This window comes from Paenibacillus sp. J31R30, assembly GCF_059692115.1.
The window spans coordinates 63,311-87,782 of sequence record NZ_JCAUAV010000015.1; the positions used below are offsets into that span (position 1 = coordinate 63,311).

Here is a 24,472-nt window from a genome sequence, read left to right on the forward strand (position 1 = left end):
ACAAATCCTTTCCAGTTGTTCCTCATGACTGCAAACCCCTTATATGTAGAATATTTCCTTGGCTATCGTACACATATCAAAGTGTGCTGTCAACGAAGAAAACCTGTGCGCATCTGCGAACCAAATATTCCTTGAAATATATGGAACAAGTGTGTCACTATAGACGTACATAGACACAATTTGGATGATGGTGATTTGGGATGAACTATTCAGGAAGAATCGTTATTATATCGTTCGTTGTAGTCATGATCGTAGCTTTGAGAACTTATGGTACGCTTTATTATAACGTTCCCTTTCTTCAATTCCCTTTGTTTGGTATTATTATTTTATTTGCAAGCTGGGTGCTGGGTACGCAGTATGATAGATTGAAGTTTCTTTCGGAGAAAGATAATCTGACGACACTTTATAATAGGAGATTTATTCTGGATATTTTTCCTAAGCTCATCACTTCAGTAGACCGGAAACAGGAGAAATTGATTTTATATTTTATCGATGTGGATAATTTCAAATTAATTAACGACTCCCGTGGGCATAAAGTTGGTGATCAGGTCCTGCAACGGATTGCCAATGTATTAATGCTTCACTTACAAAAGAAGGATATCGCTGCTCGTTGGGCTGGGGACGAATTTCTGATCTTGTCGACTTCTTCGGATACGTGTAAAAGAGAGCTGATGATTAGCCATATCCAGAACGAATTAATGGCAGCTTCGAGAGACTTTCATTTAGAGATTTCCGTTTCAATTGGTACGGCTATGTATCCCATCGAAGCGCGAACACTGGATGATTTGCTTTATGTGGCGGAGCAAGAGATGTACGCTTTGAAATCGGATAGAAAAGGTAAGAACAATCTGGTTGCAGCGAAATTATAAAAGCAGCAGCAAGTAGAATAATGTAGAAGAAGCACCCGCGAGGGTGCTTCTTCTTTGTATCCGTGCGTGTTCAAGCTTGTATCTTGATCATTGTTATGGCTTGTCTGGAACGGCGCAAGTGCCGTCTAAACAAGCTTCGTCACTTGCCGGGGCAGCAGTCTGCGGCGGTTGCTGGGCATCCCATAGCTGCTGCATAGCGTTCAGGTAAACGCCGCTTGGCTGAGCTCCGGACAACGTGTGTTTCTGGTTAATGATATAGAACGGAACGCCGCGGATACCAAGGCGGCTGCCATCTTCTTCCTCGGCGCGCACCTGCTCGGCGTACTGATCACTCGCGAGCACGGACAGGGCTTCTTCCCGATTAAGCCCTACTGTTTCTGCCATGTTTGCAAGGATGTTAGGATCGCTTATGTTCTTGGACTCGCTGAAATAAGCAAGGAACAGCAACTCCGAGATCGCGGCACCCTTGCCATGCTTCTCGGCAAATAGCCGCAGACGATGAGCATCGAATGTGTTCGTCAACACGATGCCGCTGAATTGAAAGTCGATACCTTCGCTAACGGCTTGCTGACGCATTTTCTCATTCATGTTAATGGCTTCCTGACGGCTCATGCCGTAACGGGAAGAGAGCATATCGTACACATCATGTGGAACATGTTTCGGTGCATGACGATCTAGCTCGAAGCTGCGATAGATCACTTCGACTTGATCACGATGTGCAAAGTCCGCTAGTGCTTGCTCGAAGCGGCGCTTACCAATAAAACAGAACGGACAAGCGAAGTCCGACCATATTTCTACTTGCATCATAAGATTCACCTCAATGTTAAATTGATAAAACGATTATTTATTGAATAATAGCGCAATACTTTCTTGGATGGAAGTCGGCTTTTTCCCGATAAGTCTCTCAAGATCATTGGAAGTACGCCCTTCAGTTCCAGCGGCCATTTTGCTATCGATGGCAACTAAGAACTGCACAAGTCCTTCAGGAAGTCCAGCCTGAAGCATGCCTGCATAGGAGTCGGCGTCGGAGACGGATTGGTAAGTTACTTTTTTGCCTGAAACCTGTGTTAATATGTCTGCTAATTCATTATAGCTCCAAGATTCGGAAGATGCTAACTCATAGACTTGGTCTTGATGTCCATCTTCTGCAAGGACAGTTGCGGCTGCTAAGGCTAAATCGTTGCGTGTGGCTGTATTAATTTTCCCAGTACCTGCTGAATTTATCAGATGGCCACTTTCCGTATTAGCTTGCAAGCCTGGATGAATGTACAGTTCCTGATACCAGGTATTTCGCAGGATTGTCGTCGGAATTTCTGACGTTTTCAGCGCATATTCAGTTGCTAGATGTACATTAGCCAGAGGAGCGAAAGCATCTACATCCGCATAAGCAAAGCTCGTGTAAACGATATGCTTCACGCCAGCTTTTTTAGCTGCTTCAATGGCACTTACGTGCTTGCGAACGCGGCTGATGGATTCATCTTGCGGTGAAGAAATCAACAATAGCTTGGATGCACCTGCAAAAGCCTTTTCCATCGATGCAGGATCATCGAAATCCCCGTGGCGAACTTCAATGCCTAACTCAGCAAAGTCGGATGCTTTCTCCACGTTTCGAACGCTAACAGCAAGCTCGCTTGCCGGAACCTTGGTCAGTAAGTGCTGAACCACCAATTTGCCTAATTCACCCGTTGCTGCGGTAATTACGATTTTTGACATAATAGATGTCCTCCTATTTATAAACGAATATTCTAGTTGGAAATTTAACTATAGTCATATATTATTATAGTAGATATAAAAATGTAAGTAGTCATTATAATGTGACCTAGTCACAAAAATAGAACCATAGAGAAAGAGAGGGAATGCGTATGTCCCGAACGTCGTTTCAGGGTGAAATTCCAGTGGAACAAATCGAAGTCTGCCCTGTTACAGCAACTCAGAATGTGATTGCAGGCAAATGGAAAATCATTATACTTTGGCATTTAAGGGAGACAAGGAGATTTGGCGAGCTTCAACGTTTAGTACCAGGTGTATCCAAAGGCATATTAACCGCGCAACTACGAGAGTTAGAGAAGGATCAGATGGTTCATCGAAAAGTGTACCAAGAGGTGCCTCCCAAGGTGGAGTATTCGCTTACGGATGCAGGAAGAAGTTTTATTCCGATCCTAGAGAGCATGGGGGAGTGGGGGAAGAGGTATAGCGTGAGTAAGAAGGATGGTCAATGAAATAAACAAAAAGCACCCTCGCGGGTGCTTTTTCTCATATATGTAGGGAGATAATCCGGCATAGCCTTTTACTGAGGATTCGCAACAATCTTCCCATTTTGCCATTCAAATTCGTATTCAAATTGTTCCGTGGAGTTATACAGTGCAGGTGAATACGGACGAACAATGTGCGTATCTGTGCGTTTCTCCGAAAGCTTTTCGGGCTGACTCTCTTTTGCAGCAACACCTAGAACCGATAGGGAAAATATACAGAAAAATACGAGACCGACTTTTGCTGTCATATTCAGATGCCTCCGTCACAATAAGATATCTCTATCATAGAGTACCCATGTTAATGGCGTATTATCCCAACGTAAAGATTACATTTACAATTCAGAAAATAAAGAAGCTTGCAGACGTACAGCTGGACCTCTAGCGCTAACGGACTTGTAAGTCGCTAAGGTAAATCAGGCTTCGTTCATCAGGTAAGCAGAATAACGTATCTAGTGTCCCTAAGACATTTCAATAGAGAGTCGGAATGGCATCCGTGTACTGCATAGTTTGAATATTTTGGAAGCGATTCCAATGCTGCTGTGCCTAGCGTTATTCCTTTTTAACCTTAGTTCAAACTCTTCTAGTAAGACGCCATAGATTCATATATAATTTAGAGGAAAATGTCGAAATCATAGAGATAATCTACGTTTTACATAAATGGGGGAGCAGTCTAGCGTGAAACGTAAATTGTGGCAGCAAATTGGAATAGGCATCGTTGGTGGCGTTATCGCAGCCGTTGGGCTGGCCGCTTATATCCCTACGAATACAGAGTCGAATATTTCCCCTAATAGGGATAAACGTCACGTGATGATCCGTCTGGAAGATGTCGGGCTTGGCGGTGATTACAACACCCTGGAAGGTCTCGGTAAATTGCGAGCGGTGATGGAATATGTGGAGTCGGAGCATGTGCCATTTCATGTCGCTGTGATTCCGAGAAGGATGAGTCTGCAAGCGGACGGTGTATGGAAGGAGAAAGGGATTGACGACCCTAATCCGGACGAGGTTGTAAGCGCATTTATTAAGCTTCTCCAACAGGCTGAGCAGCATGGCGGTGTATTGGGGATGCACGGATACCGTCATCAGTATGGAGAGACATATCGTTCCGATGGTGAGCATAATTCAGGAACAGGTTCTGAATTCAATATCAAAGGGGCTCCAGAAACGCAGGAAATCTCCTATGCGGCGGAGCGGATCAAAGAGAGCTTAGCGGCTTTTGCTAGGGCTGATTTGCATCCAGCGTTCTGGGAGTCTCCGCACTACAAAGATACGCGTGAGCAGCAGGGCGTGTTCCGCTCCTTTGTCGGTCTTATGTATCAACCAGATCTCTATGCCAAAAATGCCCGCGACGATATCAATACCTATGATACGGTTAATACGTTCGGCCAAGATAGTTTGGGCTCTGTCTATATTCCCGCGCCCTATCGCTACATAAGCGATGCGAATTCGGTTGATCAGATGTTGCAAAAGGCTGCATCAGATGATGAGCTAGCCTCCTTTTATTTTCATCCTTTCTTGGAGTTTGCCCATCTGGAGCCTGTCGTTGACGGGGATGGCAAACCGGTAGAGAGAGACGGCGTACCCGTCTATCAATATAAAGAAGGGGAGACGGTTTCCTTTCTCCATAAATTGATTTCGGGCTTCAAGAAGTTGGACTATCGCTGGATGTCATTGCACGATGTCGTTCCGTTCACTCCTGCGCACCGTGTTACGCTGCCTCCAGGAACAAAGCTGCCTAATGTGATGCTAGGCGATGTCACAGGTCGCGGACACGCGGATGTGGTCTTGCGACAGCTGCATCGCGTTGTTGTAATTCCAGGGAATTACGCTGCGCCGAGGAATCGGCAGCAGGAAGCTTCTCAAGTTTGGTTGCGAGAAGCGTTTACCGCGGAAGAAACCCTCCTGCTCGTCGATGCCAATGGCGATGGAAAGCAAGATCTGCTCGCCTATAACGCCGAAACGGGAAATGTCCGTGTAGCTTTAGCGGATAAGCAGCAGTTTTTACCAGTGAAGTCCATCGGTTTATTACCTGTAGGCTTAAGCTCCCTGCGAGCGCTGCGTACTACCGCAGGCACCGGCTTAATGGCTAGAGGAGAGAATGGTCTTGTACTAGCCCACTTGCGTAATCAGCAGTTGGACTATACAGAATTAGACTTGTCGCTCCCGCTGGATACGGAGTTTTTTACAGCCAAATTCAAGGATCCAGCAGCGGATGATATTCTTTGTGTCTCCCGCAAGGAGAAGCAAGTAGCCATTTTGAATCACCAAGGGGACGGAATGTTTGGGAAGCTCGAGGCGACAAAGGGTGTTTCCTTTGGGGATAACGACCAGCTGCTAGTCGGCGATACGAATGGTGACGGACGAAGCGATTTGATCGCCTATACGGCGGAGACAGGCATTTGGCGAGTGTTCCAATATGAGGGGGAGAACCGCTTCCAGCCGCTGGACAACGAGTTTGGTCCCTGGGCACAAGGCCAAGGCAGGCGTGGTGTCGTCGCTGATTTTGATGGCAATCGGAAGGTTGATATCGGCTCCTATGACGAAGCGGCGCATGTGCTGGATTTGGCGCTGTCTTATCGTGGAGGCACACCGTAGGATGTTGAACGAATGAAAAAAGCACCCTTAGGGGTGCTTTTTTCATTCATTCAAGTTAGATTTGTTCCACGGAATGTTCACTGATTATTCGTGTAAGATCTTGACACATCTCGATTGTATGCTTGTCACAACAGCAACAACAAATGACAAGTAGACATGGGAGATGGAGAGATGATTACAATGGCCAGCAGATTAAAAGTAAAAACGCGCAGACACGTAGAAGAAATTTGGATGGCGAAAGAGCGTCTAGAAGCTTTGAACAATATACAAAATTTTGAGTTTCTAGAAATGGAATCCGAAAGAATGCACATACTAGATAGTCTAAGAGCCAGTATTCGTCACCAGATCTATGTGAAATATGATGTGATTCTATGAGCGAATGAAAAAAGCACCCAAGAGAGGTGCTTTTTCTCGTTCATCTACTCTAAGCAAGAAGCCTGAAACGCGATACGCTTCTCATCTGTCATGCCGAATTCCTGCTCAAGGAATGCAGCCACACTGCCGTATTTCTCATGAATAGCCGTGAATACGGCTTCCATGAATTCGCGACGAAGCTCCATATTCGCAATAATTAGTTCCACGTCTTCCTGTGGCATGAATTCGGAGAGTTGATCTCTCATTTTGTCATTCATAGGTTTAAGAGTCGTGTTCGAAATCAAGTAGTCCTCGATGATCGTTTCCTCTGGCACGCCCAGAGCAAGCAGAATGATAGCACCGCCGACGCCAGTACGATCTCGTCCGCCTGCGCAATGATGGAGAATACCCATATTGTCTGGGTTCATCATCGTGTGCATGAGCTTCTGAAAGGATGCGTTGCTGATCGTCATCTCCACGTACATGTTCGCTAGGAAATCAGGCGTCATGCTCTTGAAATGGCCCTGACGCATAAGCTCACGCATGTCAGCTGGAATGTCCTGCTTCATAGCGGAGATACGAATATTCGTTACGCCTGGAATGGCTGGGTCTGGCTTTTGCTCGGCTTCGGTATCTGTGCGATAGTCGAAAATCGTTTTGATCCCTAGAGATTGGAACAAGGCGAAGTCCTGCTCTGTCATCCCTGTCAGCTCAGCTGCGCGGAAGATCATGCCGTATTTCACTTTTCTGCCATCAACAGTTTCGTAGCCGCCCATATCGCGGAAATTTAATACGCCTTCAAAGGGAAGAACACGGTTATCGGGATAGTTAGCGATTTGAATGGTCATAGGAGTTGCTCCTCGTTTAGTAGTTTAATAGTTAAGTTGTTTAGGCATACATACGTTCTTGGGGTTGATGAAACATTTCGCTCTCTTTACCTTCATAAATAAGGGAGGTATGGTAGTCTGTCAGGGCCGAAGGCGGTCCGTCGAAAACGAGCTTGCCGCCTTTGATGCCGATAATTCGACTCGCATACTGCTTAGCCACCTCAACCTGATGGAGGTTTACTAGGCAAGCGATTCCTTGCTCCGTGCAATTGCGATGAATGGCATCCATGACAACCGCTGATGAGCGCGGATCAAGGGAGGCTATAGGTTCATCTGCTAATATAAGCTTTGGCTTCTGCGCAAGCGCTCTGCAGACGCCGACACGCTGCCTTTGTCCACCGGAAAGCTCATCAGCACGTTTATACACTTCGGTTTCCAAACCTACCTTATGAAGCAGGGCAATCGCCTCTTGTTTGTCGGCTTCACTGTAGCGGTTAAATACACCGGCCAATGAGCTCATATACCCTAAGCGGCCATGTAGGACATTCTCCAGTACGCTAAGGCGTTCAACCAGATTGTAATGTTGGAATATCATACCGATCTGGGAGCGAACTTTGCGCAGATCTTTGGCACCCGCTTGATCAACGCGATATCCAAGGAAATCAATTTGACCTTCTGTTGGCTCGACTAAACGATTAATTGAGCGAAGTAAGGTGGATTTTCCTGCACCGCTGGGTCCGATGACAGCAATGAATTCTTTTTCCTTTACTTGCAAATCGGTTATATCTAAAGCAGTCGTAGAACTGTTATATTTCTTTTTCAAGTTTCGAATCGTTAATAGCGTCGACATACATGTGATCTCCTTTTCGGCTTAGCGTTTTCTTCCAACTAGGCGGATGCGAACCTGATTCGTTGTCATTTCGAGCAAGAATAAGGTAATAAATACGACCAGAATACCCATACCTAGTGGGGCAAAGTCATAGAAGCCGATATACTCCTGTAATAGCACCCCGATACCGCCAGCGCCAACCATACCTAGAATGACGGTTTCAGCGACAGTCATTTCAAAATTAAAAGCGATTAAAGCGACGAATGCGGTTAGGAGGCTAGGAAGAACGCCATTAAATACGACATGCCACCAAGTTCCGCCAGTTGCCCGAATCGCTTCCACGATATCTTTACCTGACTCGTCAATCTGGGCGGCAAATACTTTAATCAGGTAGGATACGGTTGGGAAAATGAGCCCGAGCACACCTGCCATTGGTCCAAACCCCATACTGGCGACAGAAAGTAGAACCCATACGGTTGTAGGAATTGTTCGAATAATAACGACAAATGTACGCAGCACCATGGAAACATACCGATTAGGTCTTGTAATATCCGCCATCACGAATGCGAGCAAGAGTGAAATAATCACACTTATGACCACGCAGAGAAACGCGATAATCACGGAAGTTAGCAGCTCTGCAAGAAGCATCGGCAGCTCGCCGAAGGAAATTTGCATGAACTTTTGCATAATGTTTGGAATTCGCTGGGCCCCGTCTAGAAATTGCGTATAACTCAGGTCTAGATAGAACAAACAAGGAATGAACAGGACGAGCATACCTAAGAAAAAATACTGTTGTTTACGCTGTGTAGACTTATGGGCTATGGCGGTCTTCATGTTAAATCAATCGCTCCCTTATTCGCTGCGTCAGGAACTCAACAGCCAAAATCATGAGGATCAGAATCGTGATCACGGTAGCGGTCTTACTGTATTGGAACAGATCCATCGTGAGCTTAATTTCGCTGCCGATACCGCCTCCGCCTACAAGTCCAATTACGGCTGATGCGCGAATGGTAATTTCGAACATGAACAATGTCCAGGAAATATAGCCGGGCATAAACTGTGGAAGGACGGCGTGTTTTAATTTCTGGAAATACGTAGCACCTGAGGCATCAAGTGCTTCTACGGCATGCTTATCGATTTCTTCTATGGCCTCTGCGTATACACGAGAAAGGAAGGCAACGCCGAACAGGATGAGTGAGAATATGCCCGGTAATGCGCCTACCCCGAAGAGGATAACTAAGAAAGAAGTCCATACCAGGAACGGGACGTTTCTGAAAAAGGAGACAATACCCCGCAGGACATATCTCAGGATGGGATGAGGCGTCGTATTGTTAGCCATCAAGAAGGCTAAGATAATGGCGATGGCAGACGAGATAAATGTGGCAACCACCCCAAAGGCCAGCGTATCTAGGATCGGCTGTACATATTTGGACACATCAGATGCATTGGGCGGCATGAAATCAACAAACAGAAATCGGATAAAGAGGGGAATGCCCAATAGGAATTCCAACAAATCAAACTTGATATACCAGACGGAAAATATAAGGGCAGCAGCAAAGAGGAAAAGCGACAAACGTCGCTTGACCTTCTTTTGCTTCAGCATAATGTCAGGATGCATGGCAGGTACTTCTCCTTTTCCAGCTGCTAGATGTCTTACGATTACTTAAGCAAATCTTCTGGGCTAAGGTTCAGTGATTTGGCTGTTTCACGAATCTTGTCATAGTTCTTGTCATTCGCTTCAATAAACTTAGCGTCTTTAGATCCGATAGCGTTTAGGAAGTAATCTGGATTGTTATAGCTTAAAAGGAATTCTTTCACTTTAGCTTTGATTTCTGGTGAAATCGTGCCGCGGATACCGATCGCTGTTCCTGGTAAAGATTCGGATTCAGCAATAACACGGTAGGAGTCTTTCTCGATAATTCCTTTGCTTTCAAGGGTTGCAGGAATCATAGCTGAAGTTGCTGCAGCATCGTATTGACCTCTTACTACCCCTAGAACCGCTTTGTCATGACCACCTGCGAAAGAAACTTCTTTGAAAAAGCCCTTTTCTAGATCTTGCGGTGTAATACCTAATTGCTTCACGAACATGGATTTCGGCAATAAATGGCCAGTTGTGGATACGGGATCAACGAATCCGAAGGTTTTCCCTTTCAAATCTGCGAGGGTTTTGGCAGGAGAATTCTTGGGAACGATGATGACAGAAGCTGGTTTGCCAACCATACTTGGCATCGTAAGTTCGGCAATAGGTTCTACCTTAGCGCGATCAACAGCCACTATGTAAGAGAATGGACCGAACAATGCGTAGTCGGCTTTATTATTTTTGATGGCTTCAATAGCAGCGTTATAGCTTGTAGCTTTATAGGATTCTACTGGAATACCCAATTTCTCAGAAAGTTTGTTTTCGAAGTCTTTATTAATCTCTGTTCGTTTCTCATCACTTTCCTGTGGTAGATAGGCAATGACGAATTTTTTAGGCGAACTGGTTGATGTACTGCATCCTGCTAGTAGTGAAATGAAAGTTAGTGCAGTAAGCATTAATAAAATTGTCTTCTTCATGATACCCTCCTAATTTAACGTGCAAGTTGTATACAAGTTGAATTCTACCCTAGGAGTATTCGAAGAATATCTTCGTGAAATGAACGTTTTGTAAATGTTGAATTGTAGCTGGAATGCCTTCACGCGGCCTAAAATCCGTGCTAGACTTACTAGACAAATTCCATTTTCTTAGAGTGAGGGACAACCGAAATGGCTTCAAAATCATTGATACAAACCGCATACGAGTTTATTCATACACAAATTATGCAGGGTGAGTACATGCCAGGCAGTTTATTATCCGAGAATGAGCTTGCAGACGCGTTGAACATGAGTCGAACACCAGTTAGAGGGGCTATCGCACAGCTGGAGCATGAGGGATTGGTTGTTTCTCTGAAAAATCGAGGGATTCTAGTTAAGGAGCCTTCAATGAAGGAAGCCATGGACATGATGGAAGTCATGTATGCCTTTCAAATGTATGCTGTGGATCAAATGGAACAACAAGGGGATAGGCCCGATTTTAAAAAGCTCAAAGAATATCTGGATCTGCAATATGAGGCAACAGAGCAGAAGGCCTATTACTTATATGTGAAATATAGCATGCAATTTATGTGCGGGATGATAGGCTTTTTAAGTAATGCCAGCATGACGAAGGTCGTGGATCTCTATATTAATAAGATGGTCCTCTATGCAACAATTAACTATATCGTTACGCCTCATGAGCCGCACTATTCCGCAAATAAAATTAATCAATCGATCTATGATGCATTGCTTGCTAACGATTTCAATCAGGTAAGAAGCATTGCCAAAGAGGCGCACGGTTACAATAGAGAGCGTATGGTGCGATCAGGTAGAATATAAGTATAGGAAGGCACGTTTCCATAAATGGACACCTACAAGGGTGTCTTTTTATGTTAATTGAATTTATCCTAGTCTGAAGTCTGATATACTTTCATAGACAGATAGAAACAGCATCACATGGAGGTTGTATCAATGCTAACTGATCTCATCTATACAAAAGCGAAAAGACAGATCATAGCTGCTGGAGTCAGTGTACTTATCCTGCTGGCAACGGCTTGCAGTGCTTCCCAAGTAGAGAATATTGGGGCAGCTACGCCTGCAGCAAAGGTTAGCCACTCATCAGGGTCAACGTCACCGGCCAACCAGGACGGCAAGCGCATCCCCGCTAAAGTGGTCCGCGTCGTCGACGGAGACACGATGAAAGTGTCATTCACCGAAGGCGGCAAAGTTAAAGAAGAAACGATTCGTCTACTCCTAGTGGACACGCCGGAAAGTGTAGATCCAGAAAAGCCGGTTCAGCCTTTTGCATTGGAAGCATCGAACTATGCCAAAACGATGCTGACAGGCAAAGACGTCCAGCTGGAGTTGGATGTATCGGAGCGGGACAAATACGGCAGATTGCTGTGCTATTTATACATTGGAGATAACATGTTCAACGAGCTGCTGCTCGAAAATGGCTACGCCCGCGTGGCGTATATTTACCCGCCGAATGTGAAATATGTCGATCAATTTCGAGCGATTCAGAAGAAAGCCCAGCAAAAAGGGGTGAACATCTGGAGCGTAGAAAATTATGCACAAGAGGATGGGTATCATGAAGGTGTGGTGAAGGGGAATGCTGCGGCATCTCCGAAGTTATCCATAACGGCTACACCGAAACCCGTAACTACGTCGCAGCCGAAGTCATCCGTGACCTACAACTCCTGCAAAGAGGCTAATGCGGCGGGGGCGTATAGTATTAAAAAGGGTGAGCCCGGTTACAGCGCGAAGCTGGATGGGGATCATGATGGCGTTGCTTGTGAGTAGTATTCGTTGCCGATTCATCGAAAATAGCACTCTGAGGCAGAAGCCTTAGAGTGCTATTTGGTTTAGATGGATTTCTTCAATGAATTTACAAAGTTGGAGAGTGAGCCTAGGATGTGGCGATCCACGTACTTATTCCGATCCTACTGCGCCGCAGTCTGCTTATCATACTGATTAAACATCATGTTGTAGATGGCTGCTGACAGAACAGCAAGTGCCGCTAACAAGATGAACGTCCACGTAAAGCCGATCCAAGAGCTAATCGGGATAGATAACGGGGCTATCGTGCGTCCGAGTGTGTAGCGTAAGCTAGAGGCTGCAAAATATTGACCGCGGATATGGTCTGGCGCCAATCGGGACACAAAGGCTTGCTGTGGTCCTGCGGACATGAGCTCGGCAAGCGTGAAGACGGCTATCGCGATGGTCAATCCCCAGAAGGTAGACATCTGGCAGAACATCACCATTCCCAACGCATAGAACAGGGCCCCGCCGATGAACACATAGCGATCGCGGTAAGCCAGCATCCATTTGGTCACGATGACGGTAAAGAGGGCTACGAATAGACCATTTTCGGAGACGATCAAGCCGAAGAGCTGCTTACCTGTTAGCTGGAGATCCCAGTCGTTGTAGGAGAAGATTGTCGTTAACGGCATGGTTTCTTCCAAGAATACAGGAAAAAGCAAGTCCAGCTGCATGAAGGTCTGTGAAAGCAGCACCCCCGCGATGACGAACAGCAGGAACACGCGGTCCGTTGCAATGATTTTGTAATCGCGAAGCTGCGCGGCAATGGCTTGGTACCAAGGTGTATCCGCTTGTGAGCGATGACGATCGGCTAGCTGCTTGGGCAGTGTCTCGTGTAAGCGCCGTGACATCATAAGCGCCAGTAACACACAAACCACAGAAGCCGCGATCAGCACGAGATAAGGATTGTCCTTATAGAGGAGGGAGCCGAGTAATGGCCCTACAACGACAGCCATATTGGCAGTTGTATAGAAGATGGCAAACACACTGGCACGATGCTCTTCATCCACGACATCCGCGACCATAGCCTGACTGGCTGGCCAGTACAAGGAGCCGAAAAAGCTAGCCAAGCTGAAGCCCATGAAGCTGATACTTGGCATGGCGATCCATGGAGAAGCGGAGACTGCGAAGATGCCGTAACCAAGCGCTTGTCCCAATGCCGCGATAACCATCATCCGTTTCCGCCCGAAGCGGTCCGCACAGTAGCCGCCTAATAAATTGCCGCAAACAGAAAGCGCCTGCGACAAGATCAGAAGAATACCCGTCCATCCTTTACCGAACGAATTGGCAAAATAGATGGCTAAAAACGGAAAGAATGCCCAAAAAATAACGTTAAAAGCGGTTTCTCCGCCGAGGCGGATTTTTAAATTAATGTCCCAATCTCGAATCTTCATTGTTTAATTTACCTCTGGTTAATATAAGTATCCCCCTATCATACTACCAATCTTCGTGCGGAAACAAGGCAGTTAAGTGGACGATTGGTTCCAGTTGTGGCAAATGTTAACGCAACAAAGAGCGTGCCGCAGAATAACCGTGGCAGGCTCCTTCCTATATTAATCGAGGGTAATCGAGGTAATGCTTCCATTGGTTGTAAAATCTTGCGTGTAAGTTACTACAGCTTTGGCCGTTACAGTGCCAGTAGGTCCTGTAATCGTAATTGTCGGCGTGGAGGAGTAGCCAGCACCTGGGTTGTTAATCGTCACACCCGTCACTACACCATCGGTCACGATAGCTGTTGCGGTTGCAGACGTTTTTTGCCAAGTTGCCGTTTTATTTCCGTTGTAGCGGTAGAAATTAGAAACCTCATCCAAGCGATCGTTGGTGATGCCATAAGGCCCAAGCACCTTCATTAAAGCGGCTTTGTTTCGTTGCGCCAGTTCTTGACTCGGTGAGCTGTCTAAGCCAGAGGGTGTCACACCGCTAAAAGCTTCTCTGAAAACCTCTGTCGGTACGCCGAGAGCGGCAGCAATCAGCACGACAGGCCGGCCTTTGTCCTGAGGAACCGTAGTGAGTCCACCCGAAATCACAACCGAATAGGTGGATGGATTCGTGATTCCGCCGGTTGCTTCACCCGTTGGGGCAGAACCGCCAGGAGTCATTGGTAGCGTTGACTCTGCATGGTCAGGACAATCGATACCGTCATGGTTGGAAGGGGGTGTTTGCCCCCCATTTGCGCGAGGACCTCCGGGCTTGCCAGCTTCACCTTGTCTTGGTTTCGGTTTGCCAGGTTTATTCTGTGCTGGTGTTGTTGTGGTTTGCTCGGTTTCTGGTGCAGCAAATGCCTTGCTGTCAGCGCCTAAAGTCATAACGCCGCTTCCTGCTAATACAACGGTTAATGCGCTTGCGAGGATGATTTTTGTTTTTGTGTTCATGGGGATCTTCCCTTCGTTTTCTAAGTTTTGTTGTTCCTTGAGACCTATCTTAACCCCACTTGGTGAAATTACGGTGAAAGCCCAAAAGCAATAGATTATACTTACTAGTAATAGTGTGAACGAGAGAAGGGGCGGATAGGATGAAGCTATTATTAGCGGAGGACGATGTGAAATTGGGCGAGCTAACGACCTATATGCTGAAAAAAAAGACCGGCTGCAGCGTCGATTGGGTGCGCACGGGGAACGATGCCTTCGACTATGCCATGGCCTCTAGCTATGATGTGGTCATTCTGGATTGGATGATGCCCGGTGGGGATGGTCGTGAGACCTGTGCCAAGCTGCGCCAGGCTGGGTACCGAGGGGCCATTCTCATGCTGACGGCCAAAGACGCCTTACGGGATCGTGTGGAAGGACTCGATGCGGGAGCGGATGATTATCTGGTGAAGCCTTTTGAAATGGATGAGCTGTTGGCACGCTTGCGGGCTTTGATGCGCAGAAGCTTTGCTCCTTTGCAGGATGATGTTGTGCGAATGGGAGAGTTGGAGCTGCAGCGGACGAATCAGCTGGTTCGGCAGGGCGGCCAAGAGATTCAATTGTCCCCGCGCGAGTTTCAGATTTTGGACATCTTGCTGCAGAACAAGGGGATGACGTTAACGCGTGAAGTTATTTTGGATAAAGTATGGGGCTTAGATGCTGACGTAAATTTAAAATCGATCGACGCGATCGTCAAGTTAATCCGTAAGAAGCTGGAGTCTTCCGATGCCCGGGAGCTCATTCAGAGCGTGAGAGGTGTAGGGTATAAAATTGAAGCGTAACCAGAGCTGGCTGAACAAGCGTCTATATGAGGGGAATTTATTTGACCAGACTCGCAATAAGCTAACGCTGCAATATAGCGGTGTGTTGATGATTTTTCTCGGGCTATTCGTTGTCATTGTATATGCCTTGCTGTATGTGTTCATCTGGAATGATCAGCGGTCCCATTTAACAAAGTTGACGAATAGTGAGCTGCAGGTTTTGCAGAAATGGGTGGATGGGGATACCAATCCGAAGCGACTGCCTCCTAAATCTGTCGAGGAAGCTTTCTCCATTAGTGCGGATCAATCGTTCTATTACCTCATTTCCGATACGGGCAATGTGCAATTAGGTGATGAGACGCAGCCGGAGTTGCGAGAGCAGATGATGGCTTTAATCGCGAAGGGCCAGTTCAAGGGAGAGCAGACTCAGCAAGCGACTTTGCAGACGTTCGACCAACCCTCGGCTGATGTCCAAGGACGACCGCAGATCGGGAAGGATGCTCGTTTTTTGGTGACCAATCGGGAGCTCAAGAAGAAAGGGCAGTTGATTGGCACCTTATATGTGGGGAAAGAGGTCACTTTCCAGCATCAGCTTTTTCGCTTATTGCTCATCCTGATGCTAGGCATGGCGCTGCTCTTTTTTGTGCTTGCGCTATGGTTCAGTCATCGGATGGCGCGTAGAGCGATTATTCCGATTGCCAAAGCGTATGAGCGTCAACGCGAATTCGTTGCCGATGCTTCGCACGAGCTGCGTACCCCCCTGAGCGTGATGCTTACCTCGATTGAGGCGCTTCAGCTCGAGGCGGAGTGTGAAGCGAATTCCTTCATGAATAACGTGCTGCAGGGTATGAAAGACGAGGTGAACGCCATCACGAGGCTAACCAGCGAGCTGCTGCAATTGGCGCGTTCGGATAGCGACGAGTTCGTGCTGGAGCGCTCTGTGTTTCAGGTGAAGGCAGCCGCCGAAAGTGTCATTACGAAGCTGCAGCCTGCTGCGCAGGCTAAGGGCATGACGCTGAAGGTGCATGCATCAGACGAGCTGAAGGTGGATTGGGATCGGGGCAAATTGACGCAGCTGCTGGTGATTCTCATCGACAATGCGATCAAATATACGCTGGATGGTGGAGACGTGCATATCACGCTTGCCGACAAGATGGAGAAAGGCGTCCGCTCTCTTACAGTCGACGTGAGGGATAACGGTATGGGAATCGCGCCCGAGGCGCTTCCGCGTGTCTTTGACCGATTCTACCGGCAGGACAAGGCAAGAACGCGTCAGGTTGGCGGCCATGGACTTGGTCTTGCGATCGCGAAGAATCTCGTGGATGCGGCGCATGGGCACATTCATGTGGAGAGCCAGCTGGGTGTGGGCAGCACGTTTCGTGTGCGGATCCCTGTGTAGGAGAGTTGCAGAAACGTTTGGGCACCGTTGGTGCTCAGGCGTTTTTTTTGTTGGGAAGAAAAGAATTTATATGTTTTGGGGTAAGCTTCGCTTACCCCTTATTCGTTGGCGGAAGTCATCGCCTGGGTAGAAGCCAATCATCAGATGTCTCAAGGGGATGTGAAGGTTCGCAAGTGAGGCAGTCAGGCATTTTGCTGCATGAGGTCGGTGCTGTATCCATGGCTGGTGAAGAGCGAGATTGGACGGTTGTTCAGGTGCAATCAGGGAAGGGGTTGAAGTGACCGCGTAAGTGGTCAAAGATGCTACAAGGCACTTATTTTCGGGGGAAACAGCGAAATGGAGGGAAATAAGTGCGAAAGTGCAACCTTTTGGAGCGAAAAGGTGCTCAGAAGAGGCGTGGCGGCGGAAATAGTTGCCTATTTGCACGTATTTTAGATCGAGCGGTCTAGCCGCTAGAAAAGGTTTCCTATTTGCACTTTTGCAGCCTTCACAGCTGCATACAAGAGAGGCATGGTCTGGAGGGTCCCTTTTTTTGGCGGAGATTGCCCAATAGGGTGGCGGTTCCGTGAGGAGTGGAACGACGATCCGCTAGCATTTGCTCCGGGCGAACTGTGGGCTGGCGAGGCGGCGACTTCTAGGTGAAGCGGAACGACGTTCCGCTAGAGGATGCCATCGCAGCGCGTTCAGCATTTTTTAAGTTGATAAAATCATCAAAACGCAGTATCATTCATTAATAATGATTCTCAATCGCAATTGGTGAGCAAGGAGTGAATAAGCATGGAACAGAAAGAATTGTTTGATGTAACGGTTATTGGTGGGGGCCCTGCAGGGCTTTACTCGGCTTTCTATAGTGGACTTCGTGAAATGAAGACCAAAATTATTGAATTCCAACCGCAGCTAGGCGGAAAAATACATGTGTATCCCGAAAAAATGATCTGGGACGTAGGAGGCATCACGCCGACTCCAGGGGCGAAGTTGATCACGCAGCTTGTTGAGCAAGGACTTACGTTCAGTCCAGAGGTTGTTTTGAATGAGAAGGTGGAAGCTATCGCTAAAAATGAAGAAGATATCTTCGTCCTGCGTACGACATCGGGGCAGCTTCACTACTCCAAAACCGTAATCGTCGCTGTCGGCTCCGGCATCCTTAATCCGAAAAAGCTGGAGATCGAAGGCGCAGAGCGCTACGAAGTGTCGAATTTGAACTACACGGTGAAGTCGCTGGAGCGCTTCAAGAACAAGACTGTCGTCATCTCGGGCGGCGGCAACTCGGCTGTGGATTGGTCCAATGAACTGGAGCCTTTTGCGAAGCAAGTCATCCTGAGCTATCGCAAAGATCAGCTGACAGGACACGAAGCCCAAGTGAAACAGCTTCAGAACAGCTCCGTGGCGTGTTACTTGAACACTTCGATTACGAAGCTTTTTGCTTCTGGTGAGGACGCATCCATTGAACGCGTGGAGTTAACGAACCATGAAACAGGTGAAGTAACCTCATTTCAGGTGGATGAAGTGATTATCAACCATGGCTATGATCGTGACACGACCTTGCTTGAAAACAGTGAAATCGAGATCGAACGAGCAGAAAATTACTATATCGCTGGTAACGCGAACAGTGAATCCTCTGTGCCGGGACTATATGCAGCTGGTGACATTCTTCATCATCCAGGCAAAGTCCATCTGATTGCGGGAGCGTTCCAAGATGCGGCGAATGCGGTGAATAAAGCCAAACAGTACGTCCAGCCTACAGCAGAGAAGTTCGCAATGGTCTCTTCGCATAATCAAGCATTCAAACAGCGTAATAAAGAGTTAGTAAAGCAAATGTTTCGATCCTAGTCTGGAAAAGTTAAGCTACATACAGCCGAAAAACAGGCACCCAACGGGGTGCTTTTTCATCCAAGTGATTCGTGTCGGTCTCAAGACGGAGGTAAATTCTGACGAGTGACCGTATAATTTTCGTACGACTAGTCAGTGAAAGGAGCACTACGATATGAATGCTGAAACACTCATCGGTTATGGAATTGGTGCTGTCGTTATTATTTTAGTCATTTGGCTAAGAACGCGAGGCAAAGCGAAGCCGATTCGGAACAAAGGAAGAGGCATGCTGATTCCAGTCTTCCTGCTCCTCATTGTGTTCGGACTTAGCCTTAACTCGCTGACCCATATCCCGAACCAACCCTTCCATATCCCAGCTCTTTGGGAACTACTTTGTGCAGGCGTGCTCGGTGTAGGGCTTGGCAGTATTATGTTGTACCATACCGGGTATGAAAAGCGTGAGGATGGTTTGGTTTATGCGAAGCCTAATCCCAATTTCAAATATGTGATCGTTGCCGTCATTGCGGTCCGTTTGATCTTATCCCAGTATTTCAAAGGCTTGGATCCTTCGGAATTCGCCGTATTGACGATGGTCATGGCGTATTTGTACATCTGTGTATGGCGGATTGGCAGCTTCCTCAAGTACCGCAAAGTTAGTGCTGGGTAAAATAGTTTATCTCAAAAGGGCACCCTAGGGTGCTTTTTTTGCTTTATCAGGGCTCTCGTCTATCCCGAGACTCCCCCAAGCCCTCTGACTTTGCTATAATGTTAAAAACTACATATAAGCAGGTGATGTCCCATTCTAGTGATCAAGTCAACAGAAGTGCAAGAACTGCTTGCGATGCCAGCTTGCATCGAGATTATGGAAGCGGTCCTCGCCGATTTGGTGAATGGACAAGCTGTACAAACGTTACGATCCGTTGTTCCGCTGCAAGGCGGCAATGTGATGGGACTGATGCCGACGTATTTAAAAAGAGATGAGAAGGTTGGCGCCAAGGTGATCACCGTTTTTCCTGGTAATCATGGCAATGGCTTCCCTTCGCATCAAGGCTTTGTTTCACTGTTCAATTCGACCAACGGTCAATTGGAAGCGATTGTCGATGGCACCCGAATCACGGCCATCCGAACAGCTGCGGTCAGCGCAGCAGCAACGAAGTTGCTGGCTAAGCCCGAGGCCGCAACCCTTGCCGTGATCGGCACGGGCGAGCAAGCCCGCACGCACATCGAGGCGATGCTGCTCGTGCGCCCGATCACGAAGATCAAGGTATGGGGGCCGAATCCGGCCCATGCCGAGAAGCTCCGAGCAGAGACAGCAAGCCGTTATCCGGCTGTCCTTGTCTCGAGTGCATCATCCGCACAGGAGGCTGTTGCGGAGGCGGGTATCATCTGCACAGTGACGGCGTCGACGACGCCGATCGTGCAGGGGGCTTGGCTCAAGGCAGGCGCGCATGTGAACGCCGTCGGCGCCTGCCGAGCGAAGGATCGCGAGCTCGATACCGAGCTGGTGCGCCGAGCCGAGCTGTTCGTGGACCGCACAGAGTCCGCTGTGAACGAAGCGGGCGATTACCTGATCCCTCTGCAGGAGGGAGCTATTAGTGAAGATCATATTTTAGCTGAAATTGGTGAGCTGTTGGTAGGCGCGAAAGAAGGAAGACGCTCCGCCACGTCTATCACATTATTCAAATCATTAGGGCTTGCTTGCGAGGATCTGGCAGCGGCAACTTATATTTACAAAGAAGCAATTCGCACGCACAGAGGAACCCACATTGACTTCTAGGAGTGAGCATCGATGAATTCGACAGAAGGACTTTATCCATTCAACCTTACACCAGAGCAAGAGGCACATGCACGGGAACTGCATGAGAGCTCGATTATTATTGATCTTTTGTTCCAGGGACCGCTGTCCCCTAAGGCTATTCCAGAGGATATTTCCGAGAGCATTCGGGAGGCGTGTGAGCCTTATAAAGAGGATTCATGGACATACAGCGCGATGCCGAGCAAAATCATTCATGACATGGCGGCGCGCGGAGAGATCTCCGAGTTCAAAGACGAGTGGTACCGTTCCGGTATCACGGCAGGGAATCGTCAGCTGGACGTGTCCAGCATCGAGAAAATCCTGATCAGCATGGGCGACATTCAGCGTCAATTTGATGCGAACGATTGGCTTGTGAAGGCTGTGACAGCGGAGCAGATTCGCGCAGCGAAGGCTAGCGGCTTGAAGGCGGGCATTGTGACCGCACAGGAAACAGACGGCTTAGGCAAAAATCTGGAGCTGCTCGAAGCGATGTACAATTTTGGGCTGAGAGTGCTGCAGCTTACGTATAACAATCAGAATTACATTGCTTCCGGTTGTATGGAAGAGGCGAACGGCGGCGTGAGCAAGTTCGGTACGCGTTTCATTGCTAAAATGAACGAGCTAGGCATCATTGTCGATACGAGCCATTGTGGGAAACAAACGACGCTGGACGCGTGTCGGCTTTCTACAGCGCCAGTGATTGCGTCGCACACGGGGGTGGAGAAGATCTACCCGCATAAGCGCTGCAAAAGCGATGAGGAGTTTAAGGCCATTGCCGCAACCGGCGGCGTAATTGGCGTGTTTGCAATGCCGTGGTTCGTCCACGGGGATCCGAATGATACGACGATTGAGCATGTGCTCGATCATATGGACTATCTCGTCCGACTGGTCGGCGTGGACCATGTCGGAATTGGTACAGACTGGCCAATGAGTGATGTGGCGTGGTCGTTGGTGTATTTTAAAGAGCATATTGCGCCTCGCATTGGGTTTGCCAAAGGGGATGGACCCTCGACGGAAACGGTGAAGGGGCTTGAGAAATATAGCTATTTTATAAATTTTACCCGTGGTTTAGTGGCAAGAGGTTACTCCGATGAGGATGTTCGCAAAATGATGGGCGGAAACTGGCTGCGCGTGTTTGAAGCGGTGTGCGGATAGGAGATGGCAGAGATGACGAGAGAGCGATGGACGAGCAGTTACAAGCTGTATGCGGCGGGTGTGTATGAGGGTACGATTCGTTTTACGGAGAACGCAATTATGCATGCCAAAGTCGATCCGCGTCGGCGGACGCAAATGCAGGAAAATGTGCTGGCGGAGCAGGCAGGCTTTATTCTTCCTTTGCACAAAATTAGTGTGAATCAGTCGCATTATGCTGGTGCTGAGTGGCAGGGTGATGCCGTTACGTTGGGGAACGGTGAGCTGTATAAGAAGCATATCCAGTACACGGGTGAAGTAGCGGGCAGAGAGGTCGTTGCGCAAGTATGGGCTCTACGTAAGGATACGGCGCTTGATATCGTGACGGTTGATGGATGTATCGTGGCGCTTGTGGCACCGAACCGCTATGGCATGGAAGTGTTGGTTGTCGATGGTTATGAAGCTGTGACACCGCTTGTGGAATATGCAGATCCGCTGCTTTCGGAGGCGCGATATGGGGTGAATGACCTCGGAACGGACTTGATTCCGATGCGCGATGGCGTTCGTTTGGCGACGGATGTCTATCTGCCGGAAGGTGTAGCGCCAGGAACTAAGCTGCCGACGATTCTGATCCGCACGTGCTATGACCGCAATATGCGGAAGACATTTTTCAAGAGGTGGGCAAAAAAAGGCTACGCCGTTGTCAACCAGGACGTTCGCGGACGCGCCGACTCAGAAGGCGAACTCGTGCCGTTCTTTTATGAGCGCGACGATAGCGCGGATACGATCGATTGGATCGTCGCGCAGGACTGGTCCGACGGCAATGTTGGCATGTGGGGCGCGTCCTACCTCGGCTACGTCGTAACAGCCGCAGCGACTAGCGGGCACCCGAACTTGAAGGCCGTCGTGAACGAAGTGAACGTCGGATCGCCGTTCGTGGATACGGTGCGCAAGGGCGGCACCGTGTGCTCTTGGCCTTTGCTGTGCTGGACGTTGGCGCAGTCGGTGGGGACGCGGACGGATTTTGATATTTTCGCGGGCAAAACCGTGAGCCCCGAGAAGGCCGTTGATGCGAGACCGATTCGCGAGATTCCGCAGCAGATGATCGGTCGGGCCTCGGGTCCGTGGGATCTGTGGAGCGAGCATCCGGATTACGATGATTTCTGGCGCGACTGCACGTATAGTGAGCGCGGAGAGCATGTGAAAGCGCCGATGTTCGTCATCTCGGGCTGGTATGATGGCGACAGTGCGGGCGTGTCAGAGACATGGCGGATGCTCACCAAGCACGATGTGCCGAACCGCAAAATCTGGCTCGGACCGTGGGAACACGGCCCGAATCGTGCACGGGATCTGCTCGACACGAGCTTCGGCAACGATGCCGTTGTGTATAACTACGATGTGAACGTGCTGCGCTGGTTCGACCGCTTCTTGAAGGGCATCGCCAATGGCATCGAGCAGGAGCCACGGGCTAGTTATTACGTGGTCGGCACGAACGAGTGGCGGACCTCGGATGATTGGACGCCGAGCGAGGCGACGGCGACGAAGTGGTATTTGGGCAGCGCCGGGCGAGCCAACTCCAGCCTAGGGGATGGCATGCTGACACTGGGGACGCAGGCGCATGGGGAAAGCGAAGCGGATTCGTACGTGTACAATCCGGAGGAGCCCGTGGCGGACAGCGGCGAGCGTGAGCCGGAGAATATGCGGAAGCATGAGCTGCGCAGCGACATCCTTGTGTATACGAGCGAGACTTTGGCGGACGATGTGACTGTGGCGGGCGAGCTGTCTTGTGAGCTGTACGCGTCGAGCAGCGGCGTCGACACGGACTGGGTTGTGACCTTAAGCGATGTGGACCCGAAGGGGAACTCCATCAAGCTGTCCAACTATATCGTGCGCGCGAAGTATCGCAACGGCTTGGATGCGCCGGAGCTGCTCACGCCAGGGAAGGTCGAGAAGTTTGCGATTTTTATGCAAAATATCGCGCACACCTTCCCGCGAGGACACCGCTTACGTTTCACTGTGACTTCGTCCAGTAAAATGATCGCGTTCCCGAACACCAATACCGGCTTGAATCCGTATGCGGATCCGCAGCCGGTTGTGGTGACGCAGAAGATCTATCACTCGGAGGCGTATCCGAGCCATGTGAAGCTGCCGATTTTGCCATAGGCATAGGAAAGAAAAGACACCTTATTTAGGGGTGTCTTTTTTTGCTATGGGCTGTGCTCTGAGGCTGGTCACCCCTCCTCGCCAAACCCACCGCCCGATGAACGATCACAATATAAACAACATCCGCAATGGTCACTAACACGCACATAATCGTAAGAAGGAAAGAGTCCGGGAACAACGAGTAGCAGAGCACAGATGCGCACAAGGTGCCGATCATTTTGTAGTAGGCGATGTAGATTGTCTGTCCTTTGAGGCCTTGCTTGAAAGGCAGCTGGATAAACAGAACCGACATCATCAGATTGATGCCAAAAGCGGTGTATTTCCCCTCTGGATCATGAAACTCGACAACCATCCCCACATGTAGCAGCAGAGAAATAACAAGTAAGGAGAAAATCGCGGGCAAGAGTAGGCGTGGCGGAAATTGACGGTTTGCATAGTAGACGGCTTGGAACAGAATGACACAGTCCAGCAAGAACCAAACCAGCGAAATGATCATCTGCAGCGGGTGAAAAGGCATCACGAACGCGAACAGAAACTCCCACGTGATATTAGCGCAAATAGCTGGCAGCGGCATGCCGCAGGCGCGATCCTTGAATCCTTGGATAATGATGAGGATATAAGTGATTGTCCAAAAGATGGCTAGTCCATATTGCAAGAAGAGCTCCATTTGGTTTGACAGCAGGTGTTGCATCACCATAGTAGGAAAGCACATCCTTTCGGGGGTGTCTTCTACCATTTCTATGTACAACCTTTGAGAAAAAGAATGGGCTTTATGGTCATCTTTGGCGGGAGGGGAGGAGGAAGTGCCGGCCCGACGGATATGACACCTTTGTGTCCATCCCGAGAAATCTATTAAGAAAATTAACACATGGTTAATATTTTCTATTGAATTCTCCTCATACTTTTCCGATA

Annotated in this window: 25 protein-coding genes; 14 read left to right on the top strand and 11 right to left on the bottom strand. The window is 48.6% G+C overall.

Features of this window, described 5'->3' with window-relative positions; translation table 11 throughout:
• Positions 1–200 precede the first annotated feature (200 nt).
• Positions 201–869: a GGDEF domain-containing protein gene (locus tag AC58QO_RS29535; RefSeq protein ID WP_497271901.1), complete on the top strand. Its 669-nt coding sequence runs from the start codon at positions 201–203 to the stop codon at positions 867–869.
• A gap of 93 nt (positions 870–962) precedes the next feature.
• On the opposite strand, the gene AC58QO_RS29540 is transcribed toward AC58QO_RS29535, so the two are convergent.
• Together AC58QO_RS29540 and AC58QO_RS29545 are read right to left on the bottom strand one after the other, a co-directional pair.
• On the bottom strand, positions 963–1,676 hold the full coding sequence (locus AC58QO_RS29540) for a DsbA family oxidoreductase (RefSeq protein WP_497271903.1): 714 nt from the start codon (positions 1,674–1,676) through the stop codon (positions 963–965).
• Between the two features lie 33 nt (positions 1,677–1,709).
• The gene (locus tag AC58QO_RS29545; RefSeq protein WP_497271905.1) at positions 1,710–2,582 is read right to left on the bottom strand and encodes an SDR family oxidoreductase; all 873 of its coding nucleotides are present in this window, start codon (positions 2,580–2,582) and stop codon (positions 1,710–1,712) included.
• A gap of 149 nt (positions 2,583–2,731) precedes the next feature.
• Here AC58QO_RS29545 and AC58QO_RS29550 point away from each other — a divergent pair, with 149 nt between their 5' ends.
• The gene (locus AC58QO_RS29550) at positions 2,732–3,088 is read left to right on the top strand and encodes a winged helix-turn-helix transcriptional regulator (RefSeq protein WP_497271907.1); all 357 of its coding nucleotides are present in this window, start codon (positions 2,732–2,734) and stop codon (positions 3,086–3,088) included.
• Positions 3,089–3,156: 68 nt separating this feature from the next.
• Here AC58QO_RS29550 and AC58QO_RS29555 read toward each other — a convergent pair whose 3' ends face one another.
• Complete coding sequence (locus AC58QO_RS29555) at positions 3,157–3,369, bottom strand: hypothetical protein (RefSeq protein ID WP_497271909.1); 213 nt, start codon at positions 3,367–3,369, stop codon at positions 3,157–3,159.
• A 427-nt stretch (positions 3,370–3,796) separates the two neighbouring features.
• On the opposite strand from AC58QO_RS29555, the gene AC58QO_RS29560 reads away from it, so the two are divergent.
• Positions 3,797–5,713 carry a DUF2334 domain-containing protein gene (locus AC58QO_RS29560; RefSeq protein WP_497271911.1) on the top strand — a complete coding sequence of 639 codons (1,917 nt, stop codon included), beginning with the start codon at positions 3,797–3,799 and terminating at the stop codon, positions 5,711–5,713.
• 171 nt (positions 5,714–5,884) lie between these two features.
• Positions 5,885–6,088 (top strand): hypothetical protein, encoded by a 204-nt coding sequence (locus AC58QO_RS29565; protein WP_497271913.1) that lies wholly within the window; start codon positions 5,885–5,887, stop codon positions 6,086–6,088.
• Between the two features lie 44 nt (positions 6,089–6,132).
• Here AC58QO_RS29565 and AC58QO_RS29570 read toward each other — a convergent pair whose 3' ends face one another.
• From AC58QO_RS29570 to AC58QO_RS29590, 5 genes are read right to left on the bottom strand one after another with little or no spacing between them, the layout of a single operon-like run.
• Positions 6,133–6,915: a tyrosine-protein phosphatase gene (locus tag AC58QO_RS29570; RefSeq protein WP_497271915.1), complete on the bottom strand. Its 783-nt coding sequence runs from the start codon at positions 6,913–6,915 to the stop codon at positions 6,133–6,135.
• Positions 6,916–6,955: 40 nt separating this feature from the next.
• Positions 6,956–7,744 (bottom strand): phosphonate ABC transporter ATP-binding protein, encoded by a 789-nt coding sequence (phnC, locus tag AC58QO_RS29575; protein WP_497271917.1) that lies wholly within the window; start codon positions 7,742–7,744, stop codon positions 6,956–6,958.
• Between the two features lie 21 nt (positions 7,745–7,765).
• The gene (locus AC58QO_RS29580; RefSeq protein WP_497271918.1) at positions 7,766–8,557 is read right to left on the bottom strand and encodes a PhnE/PtxC family ABC transporter permease; all 792 of its coding nucleotides are present in this window, start codon (positions 8,555–8,557) and stop codon (positions 7,766–7,768) included.
• A 1-nt stretch (position 8,558) separates the two neighbouring features.
• A complete protein-coding gene (gene phnE / locus AC58QO_RS29585; protein WP_497271920.1) occupies positions 8,559–9,341 on the bottom strand; it encodes a phosphonate ABC transporter, permease protein PhnE in 783 nt (260 codons plus the stop codon).
• Positions 9,342–9,382: 41 nt separating this feature from the next.
• Positions 9,383–10,279 (bottom strand): phosphate/phosphite/phosphonate ABC transporter substrate-binding protein, encoded by an 897-nt coding sequence (locus AC58QO_RS29590; protein ID WP_497271922.1) that lies wholly within the window; start codon positions 10,277–10,279, stop codon positions 9,383–9,385.
• Positions 10,280–10,468: 189 nt separating this feature from the next.
• Between AC58QO_RS29590 and AC58QO_RS29595 the strand changes: the two genes are divergently transcribed.
• Together AC58QO_RS29595 and AC58QO_RS29600 are read left to right on the top strand one after the other, a co-directional pair.
• A complete protein-coding gene (locus AC58QO_RS29595; RefSeq protein ID WP_497271924.1) occupies positions 10,469–11,116 on the top strand; it encodes a GntR family transcriptional regulator in 648 nt (215 codons plus the stop codon).
• Between the two features lie 132 nt (positions 11,117–11,248).
• Positions 11,249–12,079: a thermonuclease family protein gene (locus AC58QO_RS29600; RefSeq protein ID WP_497271926.1), complete on the top strand. Its 831-nt coding sequence runs from the start codon at positions 11,249–11,251 to the stop codon at positions 12,077–12,079.
• 140 nt (positions 12,080–12,219) lie between these two features.
• Here the strand turns inward: AC58QO_RS29600 and AC58QO_RS29605 are convergent, their stop codons facing one another.
• Positions 12,220–13,491, bottom strand: coding sequence for an MDR family MFS transporter (locus AC58QO_RS29605; RefSeq protein ID WP_497271928.1), 1,272 nt, complete (start codon positions 13,489–13,491; stop codon positions 12,220–12,222).
• A gap of 159 nt (positions 13,492–13,650) precedes the next feature.
• Complete coding sequence (locus tag AC58QO_RS29610) at positions 13,651–14,469, bottom strand: hypothetical protein (protein WP_497271930.1); 819 nt, start codon at positions 14,467–14,469, stop codon at positions 13,651–13,653.
• Positions 14,470–14,609: 140 nt separating this feature from the next.
• On the opposite strand from AC58QO_RS29610, the gene AC58QO_RS29615 reads away from it, so the two are divergent.
• The 8 genes from AC58QO_RS29615 to AC58QO_RS29650 all read left to right on the top strand — a co-directional run bounded on the left by AC58QO_RS29615 (position 14,610) and on the right by AC58QO_RS29650 (position 23,560).
• Positions 14,610–15,284 carry a response regulator transcription factor gene (locus AC58QO_RS29615; RefSeq protein WP_497271932.1) on the top strand — a complete coding sequence of 225 codons (675 nt, stop codon included), beginning with the start codon at positions 14,610–14,612 and terminating at the stop codon, positions 15,282–15,284.
• The gene (locus AC58QO_RS29620; RefSeq protein ID WP_497271934.1) at positions 15,274–16,662 is read left to right on the top strand and encodes a sensor histidine kinase; all 1,389 of its coding nucleotides are present in this window, start codon (positions 15,274–15,276) and stop codon (positions 16,660–16,662) included. Before AC58QO_RS29615 ends, AC58QO_RS29620 begins: the two co-directional genes overlap by 11 nt.
• Before the next feature lie 5 nt (positions 16,663–16,667).
• Positions 16,668–16,943 carry a hypothetical protein gene (locus AC58QO_RS29625; protein WP_497271936.1) on the top strand — a complete coding sequence of 92 codons (276 nt, stop codon included), beginning with the start codon at positions 16,668–16,670 and terminating at the stop codon, positions 16,941–16,943.
• Between the two features lie 496 nt (positions 16,944–17,439).
• A complete protein-coding gene (locus tag AC58QO_RS29630) occupies positions 17,440–18,492 on the top strand; it encodes an NAD(P)/FAD-dependent oxidoreductase (RefSeq protein WP_497271938.1) in 1,053 nt (350 codons plus the stop codon).
• Between the two features lie 154 nt (positions 18,493–18,646).
• On the top strand, positions 18,647–19,138 hold the full coding sequence (locus tag AC58QO_RS29635) for a CcdC protein domain-containing protein (protein ID WP_497271940.1): 492 nt from the start codon (positions 18,647–18,649) through the stop codon (positions 19,136–19,138).
• 138 nt (positions 19,139–19,276) lie between these two features.
• Positions 19,277–20,248, top strand: a complete 972-nt coding sequence (locus AC58QO_RS29640; protein WP_497271942.1) for an ornithine cyclodeaminase family protein — start codon at positions 19,277–19,279, stop codon at positions 20,246–20,248.
• Between the two features lie 12 nt (positions 20,249–20,260).
• The gene (locus tag AC58QO_RS29645; RefSeq protein ID WP_497271944.1) at positions 20,261–21,421 is read left to right on the top strand and encodes a dipeptidase; all 1,161 of its coding nucleotides are present in this window, start codon (positions 20,261–20,263) and stop codon (positions 21,419–21,421) included.
• A 12-nt stretch (positions 21,422–21,433) separates the two neighbouring features.
• Positions 21,434–23,560, top strand: coding sequence for a CocE/NonD family hydrolase (locus AC58QO_RS29650; RefSeq protein WP_497271946.1), 2,127 nt, complete (start codon positions 21,434–21,436; stop codon positions 23,558–23,560).
• A gap of 25 nt (positions 23,561–23,585) precedes the next feature.
• On the opposite strand, the gene AC58QO_RS29655 is transcribed toward AC58QO_RS29650, so the two are convergent.
• Positions 23,586–24,257, bottom strand: coding sequence for a transmembrane-type terpene cyclase (locus tag AC58QO_RS29655; protein WP_497271948.1), 672 nt, complete (start codon positions 24,255–24,257; stop codon positions 23,586–23,588).
• Between the last annotated feature and the right edge of the window lie 215 nt (positions 24,258–24,472).

What these genes read in the sequence shown, in the direction of transcription:
- AC58QO_RS29535 (WP_497271901.1), top strand. Translation starts at nt 201, where the DNA reads ATGAACTATTCAGGAAGAATCGTTATTATATCGTTCGTTGTAGTCATG.
- AC58QO_RS29540 (WP_497271903.1), bottom strand. Translation starts at nt 1,676, where the DNA reads ATGATGCAAGTAGAAATATGGTCGGACTTCGCTTGTCCGTTCTGTTTT.
- AC58QO_RS29545 (WP_497271905.1), bottom strand. Translation starts at nt 2,582, where the DNA reads ATGTCAAAAATCGTAATTACCGCAGCAACGGGTGAATTAGGCAAATTG.
- AC58QO_RS29550 (WP_497271907.1), top strand. Translation starts at nt 2,732, where the DNA reads ATGTCCCGAACGTCGTTTCAGGGTGAAATTCCAGTGGAACAAATCGAA.
- AC58QO_RS29555 (WP_497271909.1), bottom strand. Translation starts at nt 3,369, where the DNA reads ATGACAGCAAAAGTCGGTCTCGTATTTTTCTGTATATTTTCCCTATCG.
- AC58QO_RS29565 (WP_497271913.1), top strand. Translation starts at nt 5,885, where the DNA reads ATGATTACAATGGCCAGCAGATTAAAAGTAAAAACGCGCAGACACGTA.
- AC58QO_RS29570 (WP_497271915.1), bottom strand. Translation starts at nt 6,915, where the DNA reads ATGACCATTCAAATCGCTAACTATCCCGATAACCGTGTTCTTCCCTTT.
- phnC (WP_497271917.1), bottom strand. Translation starts at nt 7,744, where the DNA reads ATGTCGACGCTATTAACGATTCGAAACTTGAAAAAGAAATATAACAGT.
- AC58QO_RS29580 (WP_497271918.1), bottom strand. Translation starts at nt 8,557, where the DNA reads ATGAAGACCGCCATAGCCCATAAGTCTACACAGCGTAAACAACAGTAT.
- phnE (WP_497271920.1), bottom strand. Translation starts at nt 9,341, where the DNA reads ATGCATCCTGACATTATGCTGAAGCAAAAGAAGGTCAAGCGACGTTTG.
- AC58QO_RS29590 (WP_497271922.1), bottom strand. Translation starts at nt 10,279, where the DNA reads ATGAAGAAGACAATTTTATTAATGCTTACTGCACTAACTTTCATTTCA.
- AC58QO_RS29595 (WP_497271924.1), top strand. Translation starts at nt 10,469, where the DNA reads ATGGCTTCAAAATCATTGATACAAACCGCATACGAGTTTATTCATACA.
- AC58QO_RS29600 (WP_497271926.1), top strand. Translation starts at nt 11,249, where the DNA reads ATGCTAACTGATCTCATCTATACAAAAGCGAAAAGACAGATCATAGCT.
- AC58QO_RS29605 (WP_497271928.1), bottom strand. Translation starts at nt 13,491, where the DNA reads ATGAAGATTCGAGATTGGGACATTAATTTAAAAATCCGCCTCGGCGGA.
- AC58QO_RS29610 (WP_497271930.1), bottom strand. Translation starts at nt 14,469, where the DNA reads ATGAACACAAAAACAAAAATCATCCTCGCAAGCGCATTAACCGTTGTA.
- AC58QO_RS29615 (WP_497271932.1), top strand. Translation starts at nt 14,610, where the DNA reads ATGAAGCTATTATTAGCGGAGGACGATGTGAAATTGGGCGAGCTAACG.
- AC58QO_RS29630 (WP_497271938.1), top strand. Translation starts at nt 17,440, where the DNA reads ATGGAACAGAAAGAATTGTTTGATGTAACGGTTATTGGTGGGGGCCCT.
- AC58QO_RS29635 (WP_497271940.1), top strand. Translation starts at nt 18,647, where the DNA reads ATGAATGCTGAAACACTCATCGGTTATGGAATTGGTGCTGTCGTTATT.
- AC58QO_RS29645 (WP_497271944.1), top strand. Translation starts at nt 20,261, where the DNA reads ATGAATTCGACAGAAGGACTTTATCCATTCAACCTTACACCAGAGCAA.
- AC58QO_RS29650 (WP_497271946.1), top strand. Translation starts at nt 21,434, where the DNA reads ATGACGAGAGAGCGATGGACGAGCAGTTACAAGCTGTATGCGGCGGGT.
- AC58QO_RS29655 (WP_497271948.1), bottom strand. Translation starts at nt 24,257, where the DNA reads ATGGTGATGCAACACCTGCTGTCAAACCAAATGGAGCTCTTCTTGCAA.